This is a genomic window from Paenibacillus amylolyticus (assembly GCF_003719335.1).
Lineage (GTDB): Bacteria > Bacillota > Bacilli > Paenibacillales > Paenibacillaceae > Paenibacillus > Paenibacillus amylolyticus_D.
The window spans coordinates 568806-581247 of the sequence record NZ_RIAS01000002.1; the positions used below are offsets into that span (position 1 = coordinate 568806).

Consider the following 12442-nt stretch of genomic DNA (forward strand, 5'->3'; position numbering starts at 1 on the left):
GTTCTTGCATGCAGTCAATCTATGAGCGAATTGAACACCTGATTGCCGAAAGAGGGATGACAAAGAAGGCCTTCTGTGAACAGCTGAAGATAAGCACAGGCAATTTGGGTGACTGGAAACGTGGTAAATCAATCCCAAGTACCAATAAACTGATTGAAATTGCTTCATTTTTTGATGTGAGTCTGGACTGGTTAATGATTGGGCGTTTATCGAAGGAAGCCATTGTGCGGGAAAAGCGGGAAGATTATTTTTTTAACGTGTTGCGGCAAATGAATTGCCAAGAGAGTGAATTATCGACTGTAGAACAGTCTTTTATTAGTGAATATATCGAGTTCACTCGTTATCGCAAATTTAAAGAGAGTAAAGATGCCGGAAACTATCGTTACCAACCTGAAACGGAAGACGAAAATAAGTCAGAGCAGGAAGGGACGTAATTGCCTCTGGATGACAAAAAACCTCCATTTGTGCCGCAGGGAATACCTTTGGTACAAATGGAGGTTTTTTTATGTAGAAATATCCGTTTAGTGATGCTGATCAAGAATGCTGGAGTATTGGGGGTACAACTCACGGATACACTCTGGGCAGATGTCATGAGTAAACTCGGCGGAAGTGTGTTTCTCCAGATAATGTTCAACGCTGCTCCATTCGTCTGATTCATCCTTGATGTGTTTGCAAACGGCACAAATAGGCAGCAGTCCATGGAGTGTGCGAGCTTCAGTCAAGGCTTGTCGCAGCTGAAGCTCTGTCTGCTTCTGTTCTGTAATATCTGTGTGAGCAACCAATGCGAGGTCGGTATCTAACGCAGGCCCATCCTGTAAGGGAGTAAGTTCTACGCGAAACCATTTCTCTTCATTGTGTGGTGTGGTAACAGAGATGTCGTATGTATGGGTTTTGTTAAAAGGAACAACGTTATGTCTCAGATACCTCGCGAACTTGGTTGGATAGTGGTTTTTCTGTTGTGCTGCCCAAGCTTCCATCAGGTGAAGATAATGATTGTGGCGGCTGGCTGCGTGTAAGAAAAGTTTATGAAGTCCGTGCTGCCAGGCGCGATTGCAGCTCCGTATCATCCATTGATGATCAATAATGATCAACTGATGCTTGGTGGCCTGGAATGATAGGCTTTCTAGGTCGGATGTAATAGGTCTCATGGGAGAAGTCCTCCTTATGATGGATGAAAGTGTTCTTATCTCAGTTCCTCTGGTATGTTCAAAATGTCAGCGACCTGATGTCTGAATCGGGTTGCTTTGCGTGTGCCATGAATAAGGTTGGATAGACGGTAAGGAGGAATGCCGTGTTGTTCACAAAAGGTTTTCTGGTCGACCTGAAGTTCGGTTAGCCTTCGTTTGATAGCCCATCCGAACGGAGTGACTGGCTTTTTCTTGTTCAATAGGGTTCACCCCTGAGTAGATTTTATAGTATTCAGCAGGTTGTTCTTCGTGTAAAATGGATAGAAATACGTGCTGTTAATTCCATTATATACGTAAATTCGTCATCTAACAATTAAAAGATACGGAAATAAGTGTATTTTTTGAATTATTATGACGTAAATACGCTTTTTGTGATTGGATAAAATATAAAAAACACGCCAGCAAGGGGATTGCGGCGTGTTTTTGGTGTGCTCTGAAGAGAGGGAGAGAGGAGTGTGGAATTTATGCTCTGTAAGCATGGAGGCCTGCTCCAAGCATATGGAAGCTGGGGAATAACGACTTCATAGACATGGACGTAGGGTGCACATGTGCATCCGGTGAGGAGGCACTCACGGTAGTCCATTCATCCTCAAGGTCTGCGGTCAGGCGAGCCAACAGTTCCCGAGTGGTATTTTCACTTAGAGGTATAACTTTGCTAGCTTCGGATACACACGCATTCATGGCTGAATGCAAGTAACCGAGAACCGCCTCCTCGACGGGGATGTCGAGGTGGTGGTTGATCCAGGCGTGAACGGTGGGGAGACAGCCTACTGAATTGTATTTTGCGAAGATTTGTTCAAGTGGGCTAAAGTCGATCCAAGGATGCAAGGCGCGAGAAAGTTTGATTAAACGTTTGCCTATGATTGTTGCTTGCTCTCTCAGTTCAGGAGGGGTTCGCTGTACATGCACAAGTTTGTCGATCAGGGCAATCCGCCAAGTATCCTTATGATCTGTTGCGGTATATATCCCCTTGATGGCCATACCTTCGAGACGAACGAGACTGGGGTGTAACTGGCAGCGCATAAACGATTCGAGTTCCTCGGCTGTTCGAATGGTGCCTTCCTTGATGTGAGTGTCCATGCCGAAGAAATGGGTGAATCCTCCCACCTGGACAGAGGGATCAAGCAGTTTCGCATAATCGAGCAGCTTATTCCCGCGGTTCACGATCTTTCGCCTCCTGTACTTTAATGTGTTAGTTTTAATTACACAAATTATTTTTTCTTAAGTTTTATGTGTAAATCCGAATTATATGATATATATATTCACATAAATATCCGTATTTTGTCAATGGTTTATGAGAAAATAAAGACTTTATTAGATATGCATCGCTTATTGTGTTAACTAAAGTTACATGATTATTCTATCTGTGTTATATATTCATCTTTAAAATCATTTTGGTTCTTTTTACCGAATCGGATTAATGATATGTGTTTTTCGAGGAAATATGACTACATTTTGCAGGGGGGAGATTGGAATGGAAAAGGGGTTTTTTAGAATTAGAGTAAATCCGATTGTGATGAAAAAAATAATAAAGTGAATCATAAATGCTTTACTTTTGTTTGAGAATCCGGTATAATCAATTCTGTTGCCGATAATTTACGACATGCGGTCGTGGTGGAATGGCAGACACGCTATCTTGAGGGGGTAGTGGGCGTACGCCCGTGGAGGTTCGAGTCCTCTCGACCGCATTATTATGAAGTGTTACCGTGGGAAGCTTTCCGTGATGGAGAGCTTCTTTTTTTTTTGTTGTCACATCGAAACAAGGGCGAATTATTAAGGATGTGCCTCAAAAGAGGGGGTAAAAAATCCACCTAAAAGCTTGAGCAGTGTCGGGCTCTTTGCTTTGTAGGTGGCTTGTTTTTGTTCGTTCGAACGTCTACATTTTATTTGTTAATCAGCTTCTGAATATCCTCTTCGATTTTATCCGGTGTAGTCTGTGGAGCATATCGTTTCACAACTTTACCGTCTTGATCGACAAGGAATTTGGTGAAGTTCCATTTGATGGCTTTGGAACCGAGCAAGCCTGGTGCTTCTTTCGTAATGTGCTGGAAGAGCGGATGAGCGCTGGAACCATTGACGTCAATTTTTTCAAACATAGGGAAGCTTACGCCATAATTCATCTGACAGAATTCAGCAATATCGTCGGAAGATCCTTTTTCCTGCGCGAACTGATTGCTTGGAAAACCAAGTACTTCGAACGGTGCATCCTGGAATTTATCCTGCAACTCTTGCAATCCCTTGAATTGAGGTGTTAGTCCACATTGGCTTGCGGTATTCACAATTAACAACACTTTGCCGCGATATTGGGACATCTCAATTTCTTGTCCGCGGAGGGTGTTTACTTTGTAATCATAAACTGACATGGGGAAAGCCTCCATCCTTTTATTCTTAATATACTTATTATATTTTAAACAATTAAATAATGCAAAATTTATTTTGGTTTACCGTTGTTATAACCATTAACTTGCTGGAGTCCCAAATGGATAAGAGATATATGAATCAATTTTTGTGCGGTTGAGAATTAGATAGATTGGAAGAGAGGGATGGCGTATAACCTTATTGTAAGCGTTATTATCGCTGGTTATTGCCGGAAATCTGGCGATTCGGTGATCTGTATGCACTTTACATGATCATGGCACGGGTGTATGATTCATAGCGTAATTTGAATTTTAATTAAATTGTACCTGAAAAACGAAACAAACGATAATATCGATCGGTCTTATAATCAAGATGTACGAACGATGTTTTAATCGCTGAGTTTCCATTCATTGTGGGTGGAAAACGGGGGAACCAACAGAATGGGCTGTATGACAGCAGCAGACATTCATGGGGTGAATTTTCCGGTGAAAGCTGGAAATAGGGCGACTCTCGCGCCCGAATCCGTCAGCTAACCTCGTAAGCGTTAAAGGGAGAGGCAACAAACCGCACGCTGGTTCATGGCGCATTTGTCATGGATTATTTAAGAAGCGTTTCGGAGGCCTTGGTCCCCACGCTTCTTTTTTGTTGTCTTTTCACGCCAAGGGAGGAACAAAGAATGGATAAAGAGATGATTTTGGTAACCGCTCCAAATGAAGCAGGACGTAAATTTGTGAAATTGCTGATGTATAAAAAAATGCCATTTGCCGTTCTGACGAACAGTGCTGATGAGGAGCGCAAACTTCGCCGTATTGGCGTAGAACACGTCATCCGTATGAATACAGCAGCTGCTGAGAAATGGTTTTTGCCGCAAGGCAGTGTAGGCAATGTGTTTATTTTTGAGAACAGTTTGAACTTGACATGTCGCTATCTTCAAATTTGTCGCTCCTGGACATCGAAGTCCTTGTGTGTGATCACGGAGCAGAGCCATCCTAAAGGGATTTATCGTGGAATGGGCGCGGATAAAATTGTGTATTCACTGAATGGAGAAGTTGGGTTCCTTCTCAATAGTTGCAATAAACCGGAAGCTGAAGTGAGTAGCTTGTGATTGACATTGATCCCAGGTAGGACGCCTGTTATAATTGCAGGTATAGACTAACGGAATTTGAGGAGACTCATGCTTGTCGTGAGTCTTCTTTTTTTATGGAAACTGTACGGTAGTATAGAAGCTAGGGGTAACCTGTAGCTTACGAGGAGGAATCAGCGTGCCGGATATTGCCGGATTGAAGTGGTTGTTTTTTGATGTGGGGGATACGCTGGTGGATGAATGGGAGCCAGTAGATGATATTATTGGGCAGTTCGTTCGTGAGGCTAATGATTACGGCTATCCAGTAAAGATTGAGGCGGTACGAGAACTGTTTGCTACCTGTTACCGTAATTATGAACAGTGGCCTATGAAAGTAGCCATACGTACATATATTCATGATGAAGACCACCGCATTCAGATTCAGAACAAGCTGAAATTCCATAAAGAATTGGAGCAACCGTTTCCTTCTGCAACCAAGGTGCTTGAACAGCTTTCGGAGCATTATCGTATTGGCATCATTGCGAATCAGAGTCCTGGGACTGAAGCAAGGCTGGAGAGCTACGGACTTCGTAAATACGTTCATGTTTTGGCCTGTTCGGCAGAAGAAGGGGTGTCCAAGCCTGATCCGGAGTTGTATGCAGTTGCTCTGAAGCAGGCTGAATGCTTGCCCGAAGAAGCGGTTATGATTGGTGATCGAATCGACAATGATATTATGCCAGCACGTAGTTTGGGCTTACGCACCATTCGTATTTTGCAGGGGTACGGAAGGTTCCAGCCAGAGCTTTCGGATGGCGAGCGTGCAGACTGGACGGTTGAGTCGCTCGATGAACTTCTACCCCTGCTACTACCTGATAACGATGCTAAAGAATCCTTGTGAGTATCTAGTTAAATCAGTGGATTTAGAGGGGATAACGGCTACTCGCCAGGTTCTTCTGTCATCGGAGTGGACTGTGTAAAATCTTTAGTTCAACTTATATAGAAAAGGCTGATTCGCCCGGTATGTGAATACCGTGGGCGCATCAGCCTTTTTTAAAATTTATGATACATAAAAAGTTGAACAAGTTTTTTTACACAGTAACGGAGTGAAAGTGTAAACATCCTTAGTTTGACTTATATATAAGCTTAGAACAGCATGATGGTCTGGATGATTAAATACACATTCAGGACAACGATAATAGCCGCGATAATCCAGGAAACGGTTTTGAGCCACAGTTTGTTTGCAAAAGGCCCCATGCTTTTTTTGTCACTTGTGAACATCACAAGCGGGATGACGGCAAATGGCAGTTGCAGGGATAGGATGACCTGACTCAAGATCAGTAACTCTTCTGTGCCGCGCTCACCGGCAATAGCAGTGACGATGACAGCAGGGATGATGGCGATCAGTCGGGTAACCAGTCTACGCAACCACGCCGGGATACGGATATTCAGGAAGCCTTCCATAACGATCTGTCCTGCGAGCGTGCCTGTAAGGGTTGAGTTCTGACCGGATGCGAGCAAAGCTACGCCGAACAGGACGCTGGCAATGGTTGTGCCAAGCAGCGGAGTTAGTAGATGATACGCATCGGATATCTCTGCTACCTGTGTCATGCCAGCGCTGTGGAATACAGCTGCAGATACGATCAGGATGGCCGCGTTAATGAATAGAGCTAGCGTCAAAGCAATGGTTGAATCCAGTGTGGTGTAGCGAATAGCTTCTCTCTTGCCCTGAGTCGTCTGCTCAATCTGGCGGGTCTGCACGATGGATGAATGCAGATACAGATTGTGCGGCATAACGGTAGCTCCGATGATGCCAATGGCGATGTAGAGCATGGCTGGGTTCTGCAAAATTTCGGTACTAGGAACGAATCCGTGAAGAACACCGCCCATATCCGGTTTCGCCAAAAATAGGTCGATGCCAAAACAAAGAGCTATGGTCGCCATCAGCACGATGACGAGTGTTTCCAGCGCACGGAATCCTTTATTTTGCAACACGAGAATGAGTAACACATCCACGGCGGTAATAATCACGCCGTATAACATGGGAATATTAAACAAAAGTTTAAGGGCGATTGCTGAGCCGATGACTTCAGCGAGGTCCGTAGCGGCTATAGCCAGTTCGCATAAAATCCATAACATCATGACAACGGGAGCGCTAAAGCGTTCACGACAGGCCTGGGCAAGATCACGCCCAGTGACAATACCCAGCTTGCCTGCGAGGGATTGAAGCACCACAGCCATCATGTTGGAAAAAAGGATGACGGACAATAACGTATATCCGAATTGCGAGCCGCCTGCGATATCCGTAGCCCAGTTGCCGGGGTCCATATAACCGACAGCGACAAGATAACCTGGGCCGACAAAGGCGAGGAACTTTTTCCACCACGCCGCATTTTTGGGTACTTTCATGGAACTGTGTGCCTCGCCTAGCGAAGGGGTCATCGTAGCTGCAGAAGCAGACGCATATTCGCTGGATGGAGGATTGAACGGATTTTTTTGACTCATACATGGATCACCTGACTTTACAATAAGATGTGGCCGGCTTGTAGCCGGAATAAATTCAATGTTAGGATGTGCTCTGGCACAAACGCTGTGACAAACGCACGGCATGAATAGGGGTGCTAATATATCTAAAATTGTATGTTGATATTTACATTGTACATCCTCAATAATTTTTGTCTAGTGCAACTTTTGTGTATTCGGACAAAACATGAGACGAATCAGAGGTTATATTTTCAAATAACCTCTTTGTATCGTACCCAATACGTAAAAAGATACGACTTTTACCAAGTGCGCATGAAATACAGCAAGATGTAAAAGCTGATAAAGTACACAATCAGACGTTTCAAATTGAGCCAGAAGTTTAAAATGAATTGTAGGCAGTTAAAACTTTATTAACGAAGGAGAGATTCTGATGGAAGCTTTATATACAGCAACAGCGACAGTAAAAGGTGGACGAACAGGTTCGGTGGCTTCTTCGGACGGTGTACTGCAACATGATCTGAAAATGCCGAAAGAGCTTGGCGGTGCCGGTGGAGAAGGCACGAATCCCGAGCAACTTTTTGCAGCTGGATACGGTGCATGTTACGAGAGCGCTCTGGCTAACGTGGCACGCAAAGCAGGTGTGAAATTGGAGAATGTCGTTGTAACCAGCAACGTATCGATCGGCAAAGATCCAACAGATGACGGATTCAAGCTAGCGGTTCGTCTGGATGTGAGTATGCCGGGAGTGGATCGCAGCCAGGCTGAGGATCTTGCCCGCAAGGCGCATGACTTCTGTCCTTATTCAAAAGCAACACGCGGCAACATTGACGTTGTACTCAACGTCGTTTAATAGATAGGAGAATTCCTGGCTCTTTCTCTTTGAGAGTGACAGGTAAAATAAAGAGCAAGGTATCCAGTGATATCTGATCTTCAAGCACACAAACCCTGCTGGTAGCTCAGCAGGGTTTTGTTTTCCAAATTATTACACCCAAGAATCACCTAATCTGAAAACGGGGGAGGATTTCTCCGTGTTAGGTCGTACTCTTTTACATAAACGTACAGTCACTTCATGCCACATATTCCATAAGGGGGAACGGCGATGAGTATTGAAGAGATGATTGAGAGAAAATTTGTATGCACCAAATGCCGGGGCACGGAATGCAGTATCAAGGAGGTTTCCATGTCAGGGGCGGGGCTCAGCAAGGTGTTTGATATTCAGCATAACCATTATTTGTTTGTGGGCTGTACGGCTTGCGGATATGTGGAGGTCTTTAACCCGGACGTGCTGAAAGGCAAGAAACAGGGACAAGTTGGTACGATTTTGGATATTCTGTTTGGCGGATAGACATGCGTGAGTTGACATCGACCTGAAATTTCTTTAATATGATTTAGTACTGAAAGTGTCAGTGTCATTAGCATGAACCAAATTTGAATTCACGGGTGATATCCATGTCTTATAGACCAAGCATTGCACAACTGCAAGTAGCCAGCAAAAACGAAAAAGACGGATTGTACGAATTTACGATGAAACTGGTGGATGGTACACAGTGCCGTGTATTCTACTCCAAATCTCCGGATTGGAAAATGACTGCGATCAGCCGTCTGCAGAAAACACCTTGTCCTGTATGTCGCAAAGACTTTATCTGCAAATGTATGGATCAATGGTCAGGTGACCTGCATCAACAAATGATTAACGACGAGTGGATGGAAAAAGCACTGGCTGAGTAATTGTCGGACAGTTATGAGCGTAGGCACTGAGCCTGCGCTTTTTTTCTATTTTACCAGAGAGCTTGGCAGGATAAATTCAGGTTAGGCGAGAAAAGTTGGCTCAAAATGGGTAAGTAATCTAACAGCACCATATAGGAGGCCACGATCATGATGACAGTAGCGCAAGAGGATAAGCACCAGGGACACCCAATTGTTCTTGTAGACGGCGTATGCAACTTTTGCCAGGGGATAACAAAATGGATTATCAAGCGTGACCCGGAAGGGAAATATCACTTTGCTTCACTTCAGTCAGATGTGGCGAAAGGGTTGCTGGAGAAGGGTGGACTGAGAACTGACAGCATGGATACGTTTGTATTGATTGAAAATGGAACATATTATACACGCTCAACAGCAGCGTTAAGATTGGCTAAAGGTCTCAAGTTTCCTTATCCGCTACTATATGCGTTTATTATTGTACCCAAATTCATTCGTAATGCAGTATACAACTGGATTGCGCGCAATCGTTATCGTTGGTTTGGGAAAGAGGAGGCATGTATGTTGCCTACATCTGAGACTAAAGATCGATTTTTATAAGTATAAAAGTATCAGTTTTCGAGGATAAGCTTCCATAAGAAAGAAGTTTCATGTAAGGTGATTAATATCGGAAATTACTGGGTAATTACTGTGGGTTACATTATTTTTTACATTATTGGGAGGACAACAACTTGAAGAAGTGGACGACAATGATTATTGGGGCATTATTGGCAGTAAGCTTGGCAGCATGCGGAAATGACACAGATAAATCTGCAACGCCGCCAGCAGGTAATGAAACAACGACTGAAAGCAACAATACAGCGGAGCAGAATGCGGCTGTTCCAACACTGGATGAATTGCTTGCCAAAACAGGTGAAGCAACGAAAGCGCTGAAAAGCTTCACTACGGAAGCTAACATTGATCAAAAGATCAAATTGGATGCTGGTGAGCAATCTCAGGATCAGCAGGTAAAAACGTCTTTGAAAATGGATATCATTAAAGATCCAATGATGATCTATCAAGAGATGGAAATGGATATGTCTGGACAGAAGCAAAATGTAAAACAGTATATTACTTCAGACAAAATTTACTCCCAAGTGGGTGACCAGTGGGTATCGATTCCAGAAGATCAAACGAAGGCACTCATCGAACAATTGAAAGCTAGCATGAATCCGGAAAAAGAGCTGGACCAATTCAAAAAAGTAAAAGAAGACGTTAAGATCACCGAAGAGGGCGACAGTTATGTTCTGAACGCAGATGTATCGGGTGACAATGTCAAGGAATTGGCTAAATCCGTTATGGAACAAAACGGTTCAGATGCTCAAATGCAGGCTATGCTTGATCAAATGAATATTAAGAGCATGAAAATGAAATATTTGATTAACAAAGAGACGTCTCTTATGGAAAAGATCGATGTAGAAATGGTGATGGAAATGGAGCAAAACAATCAGAAAATGACGATGGACATGAAAATGGACACTTCGTTCTCCAACCATGACAAAGTTGCAGAAATCAAAATCCCGCAAGAGGCTTTGGACAGCGCAAAATAAGTAAAGCCTTAAACACCTTTGATTCTGAATACGGACTACCTGTGGGTAGACCGGATAAGGATCAGGGGTGTTTTTTTGATTTTTGCATTTCTTTAGCGTGTTATAATAACATGTATGATTTATTTTTAGATTTGCTATTTGCAGAAGGATGATCTGTAAGTAAAAACATGGTTGCCTGAGGTTAATGCATCATTGTTTAATGGGGAGGGGATGCCGAGATGATCAGATATGCACATATTCATCACGTAAGTCTGGCTGTTCGAGATTTAGAAACGGCAAAAAAATTCTATTCAGATTTGCTCGGAATGCAGGAGATTGAGCGTCCTCCGTTTCGTTCCACGGGTGCATGGTATGCGATTGGCAGTCAGCAACTTCATCTGTTGCAGCATCCAGAAGGTCACACGCTGCGGGAAGCGGGGATTGATACGACCGACGGACATTTTGCACTTTGGGTGGTCAGTTATTCGGAGACGATCGCTTGGCTGGAAGAGCAAGGTGTTGAATATGAAGCGAGACCGGATAGTGTGGCTGGATTTGCCCAGATTTTTATTCTTGATCCTGATCGAAATATCATCGAATTTGGAGCGCCTTACGGTTCCTAACTGAGAAGGCTAGAATAAATCCCTTGCTCGTCCAAAAATTGTATGTTATAGTATGCATACATTCATAGCACGTGACGGAAGCACCGTCCATATCCTGCAATTTCATGCGGGAAATGGGCGGTGTTTTTTTGTGCTTTTTTTGATGGGAGGTAGACGTAATTGATTGTCCTTAAGGCAGTGCTGATATCGAGGGATAAAGATTATATCCGAGCTTGGCTTGACTACGTGCAGAGTAGTTCGTCAGGCTCCACGATGCGATTCATTGCTTTTTCACAGTGGGAAGCATTCAGAAATCATATGGATAAACAGGACGAACAAGAGCTGCCTGATCTAATCATCGCTGAACCGGAGTTTCTAAACCCATGGTTGATGAATGGTGGGGATGCCTCAGGTATCCCATGGCTTATGCTTAGCGAAGGAACTGACGAGGGACACGAGGTGAATCGACTGATGAAGTATCAGCCGTTGCCTGCGTTGTTTGAAGCCGTTAGGAGGGCTTGCAGGCAACCGCGTAGTAAGCGGAGTCGACATTCGGGTCAAGAAACGTTAGCGATCGGTGTGTTATCGGCATCGGGTGGGAGCGGTAAAACAGCCGTAGCTCTGCATATGGCGAAGCAACTTGGACTCGCTGGGTATTCTGTGTTGTATCTCAATCTGGAGACTCTGGACAGCTCGTTTCCTTTCCTTGAGAAAGGTTTGCGGCGGGGCAGTCAGCATCACGTAGAAGCAGAGACAGGTTTATCACGACTATTATATGATCTGAAGGCTGCTAAAAGGGAAGTAGCTGGGGGGCAGCGACTACGGAGGGATCAAGGTCCCGTACAAGAGAAGGCAGCAGGGTTAAGGATCAGTACGGATGCACATACAGATGTAGTCTCTGGTGCTGATTCTGATATCTCGGTAACGGGAAAAATGAAAGCAACAGTGGAGTATGTGGTTGGGCATGATGCGTTAAAGGCGGATGTGTTCTGGCCTTTAGCCAACCGTAAGGAAATGGTACAGATGTCTAAAGCGGACACGGCGGATCTGATTAAGTATCTGACCGATTCCGGGCAATATGAAGTGCTGATTCTGGACGGAGACTCAGGCTGGGATGAACGTAGTGAGGGTATCCTGGAGACGGCAGATACCTTCGTCTGGCTAGTAGAAGATGATATCGCTGCGATGCATCGATGGGGGCAATGGCTTCAGCATAACGAGCGTACCCGAACGGAACGGTTAGGAAGTATGCTAGAGCGCACATATTTTGTCATCAACAAATATCGGGAGCAAGTGATCAATCCATTGCCAAGACCTGATCTGTATGTGGATGCGGTGTTGCCTTATATTCCTTCTTGGAAACAGATGAATCAGGAAGAGGTCATGCTGAGCTCACCGATCTTCCAGCGTGAAGTCAAGAGATTGTGTGAATTGCTGATTCAGGCTGAAGGAGGCGGTTAGCCAAAGACAAGATGCACATTT

Annotated in this window: 15 protein-coding genes, 1 tRNA gene and 1 riboswitch; of the genes, 11 read left to right on the forward strand and 5 right to left on the reverse strand. The window is 44.3% G+C overall.

Annotation, left to right across the window (positions count from 1 at the left end; genetic code table 11):
• The first annotated feature begins 8 nt into the window (after positions 1-8).
• Positions 9-434 carry a helix-turn-helix domain-containing protein gene (locus EC604_RS06275; protein ID WP_123063296.1) on the forward strand — a complete coding sequence of 142 codons (426 nt, stop codon included), beginning with the start codon at positions 9-11 and terminating at the stop codon, positions 432-434.
• Positions 435-521: 87 nt separating this feature from the next.
• Here the strand turns inward: EC604_RS06275 and EC604_RS06280 are convergent, their stop codons facing one another.
• The 3 genes from EC604_RS06280 to EC604_RS06290 form a co-directional block, all read right to left on the reverse strand.
• Entirely contained in the window at positions 522-1148 is a 627-nt protein-coding gene (locus EC604_RS06280; protein ID WP_123063297.1) for a hypothetical protein, read from the reverse strand.
• A gap of 35 nt (positions 1149-1183) precedes the next feature.
• Positions 1184-1387 (reverse strand): XRE family transcriptional regulator, encoded by a 204-nt coding sequence (locus tag EC604_RS06285; RefSeq protein WP_123063298.1) that lies wholly within the window; start codon positions 1385-1387, stop codon positions 1184-1186.
• Positions 1388-1649: 262 nt separating this feature from the next.
• Positions 1650-2351, reverse strand: a complete 702-nt coding sequence (locus tag EC604_RS06290) for an urease accessory protein UreF (RefSeq protein WP_123063299.1) — start codon at positions 2349-2351, stop codon at positions 1650-1652.
• Positions 2352-2792: 441 nt separating this feature from the next.
• Here EC604_RS06290 and EC604_RS06295 point away from each other — a divergent pair.
• A tRNA-Leu gene (locus EC604_RS06295) sits at positions 2793-2875 on the forward strand.
• A 195-nt stretch (positions 2876-3070) separates the two neighbouring features.
• Here the strand turns inward: EC604_RS06295 and EC604_RS06300 are convergent.
• The gene (locus tag EC604_RS06300; RefSeq protein ID WP_123063300.1) at positions 3071-3550 is read right to left on the reverse strand and encodes a glutathione peroxidase; all 480 of its coding nucleotides are present in this window, start codon (positions 3548-3550) and stop codon (positions 3071-3073) included.
• Between the two features lie 378 nt (positions 3551-3928).
• Positions 3929-4104, forward strand: a riboswitch (cyclic di-AMP (ydaO/yuaA leader).
• 117 nt (positions 4105-4221) lie between these two features.
• Between EC604_RS06300 and EC604_RS06305 the strand changes: the two genes are divergently transcribed.
• Both EC604_RS06305 and EC604_RS06310 read left to right on the forward strand, forming a co-directional pair.
• Entirely contained in the window at positions 4222-4650 is a 429-nt protein-coding gene (locus EC604_RS06305; RefSeq protein WP_123063301.1) for a hypothetical protein, read from the forward strand.
• Positions 4651-4807: 157 nt separating this feature from the next.
• Positions 4808-5506, forward strand: coding sequence for an HAD family hydrolase (locus EC604_RS06310; RefSeq protein ID WP_161556870.1), 699 nt, complete (start codon positions 4808-4810; stop codon positions 5504-5506).
• Between the two features lie 245 nt (positions 5507-5751).
• Here the strand turns inward: EC604_RS06310 and EC604_RS06315 are convergent, their stop codons facing one another.
• Positions 5752-7110 carry an Nramp family divalent metal transporter gene (locus tag EC604_RS06315; RefSeq protein WP_275670033.1) on the reverse strand — a complete coding sequence of 453 codons (1359 nt, stop codon included), beginning with the start codon at positions 7108-7110 and terminating at the stop codon, positions 5752-5754.
• Between the two features lie 409 nt (positions 7111-7519).
• On the opposite strand from EC604_RS06315, the gene EC604_RS06320 reads away from it, so the two are divergent.
• The 7 genes from EC604_RS06320 to EC604_RS06350 all read left to right on the forward strand — a co-directional run bounded on the left by EC604_RS06320 (position 7520) and on the right by EC604_RS06350 (position 12421).
• A complete protein-coding gene (locus EC604_RS06320) occupies positions 7520-7939 on the forward strand; it encodes an organic hydroperoxide resistance protein (RefSeq protein ID WP_123063303.1) in 420 nt (139 codons plus the stop codon).
• Between the two features lie 249 nt (positions 7940-8188).
• Positions 8189-8434: a zinc ribbon domain-containing protein gene (locus EC604_RS06325; RefSeq protein ID WP_123063304.1), complete on the forward strand. Its 246-nt coding sequence runs from the start codon at positions 8189-8191 to the stop codon at positions 8432-8434.
• A 104-nt stretch (positions 8435-8538) separates the two neighbouring features.
• Positions 8539-8817, forward strand: coding sequence for a hypothetical protein (locus EC604_RS06330; protein WP_090918103.1), 279 nt, complete (start codon positions 8539-8541; stop codon positions 8815-8817).
• A 150-nt stretch (positions 8818-8967) separates the two neighbouring features.
• Complete coding sequence (locus EC604_RS06335; protein WP_123063431.1) at positions 8968-9390, forward strand: thiol-disulfide oxidoreductase DCC family protein; 423 nt, start codon at positions 8968-8970, stop codon at positions 9388-9390.
• A gap of 131 nt (positions 9391-9521) precedes the next feature.
• Complete coding sequence (locus EC604_RS06340; protein WP_123063305.1) at positions 9522-10379, forward strand: DUF6612 family protein; 858 nt, start codon at positions 9522-9524, stop codon at positions 10377-10379.
• A gap of 218 nt (positions 10380-10597) precedes the next feature.
• Positions 10598-10981: a VOC family protein gene (locus EC604_RS06345; RefSeq protein WP_123063306.1), complete on the forward strand. Its 384-nt coding sequence runs from the start codon at positions 10598-10600 to the stop codon at positions 10979-10981.
• A 159-nt stretch (positions 10982-11140) separates the two neighbouring features.
• Entirely contained in the window at positions 11141-12421 is a 1281-nt protein-coding gene (locus EC604_RS06350; protein ID WP_123063307.1) for a hypothetical protein, read from the forward strand.
• The last annotated feature ends 21 nt before the right edge of the window (positions 12422-12442 follow it).

Coding starts and splice junctions, on each gene's coding strand:
- EC604_RS06280 (WP_123063297.1), bottom strand. CDS start 1,148: ATGAGACCTATTACATCCGACCTAGAAAGCCTATCATTCCAGGCCACC.
- EC604_RS06335 (WP_123063431.1), top strand. CDS start 8,968: ATGACAGTAGCGCAAGAGGATAAGCACCAGGGACACCCAATTGTTCTT.
- EC604_RS06320 (WP_123063303.1), top strand. CDS start 7,520: ATGGAAGCTTTATATACAGCAACAGCGACAGTAAAAGGTGGACGAACA.
- EC604_RS06330 (WP_090918103.1), top strand. CDS start 8,539: ATGTCTTATAGACCAAGCATTGCACAACTGCAAGTAGCCAGCAAAAAC.
- EC604_RS06275 (WP_123063296.1), top strand. CDS start 9: ATGCAGTCAATCTATGAGCGAATTGAACACCTGATTGCCGAAAGAGGG.
- EC604_RS06315 (WP_275670033.1), bottom strand. CDS start 7,110: ATGAGTCAAAAAAATCCGTTCAATCCTCCATCCAGCGAATATGCGTCT.
- EC604_RS06325 (WP_123063304.1), top strand. CDS start 8,189: ATGAGTATTGAAGAGATGATTGAGAGAAAATTTGTATGCACCAAATGC.
- EC604_RS06300 (WP_123063300.1), bottom strand. CDS start 3,550: ATGTCAGTTTATGATTACAAAGTAAACACCCTCCGCGGACAAGAAATT.
- EC604_RS06305 (WP_123063301.1), top strand. CDS start 4,222: ATGGATAAAGAGATGATTTTGGTAACCGCTCCAAATGAAGCAGGACGT.
- EC604_RS06345 (WP_123063306.1), top strand. CDS start 10,598: ATGATCAGATATGCACATATTCATCACGTAAGTCTGGCTGTTCGAGAT.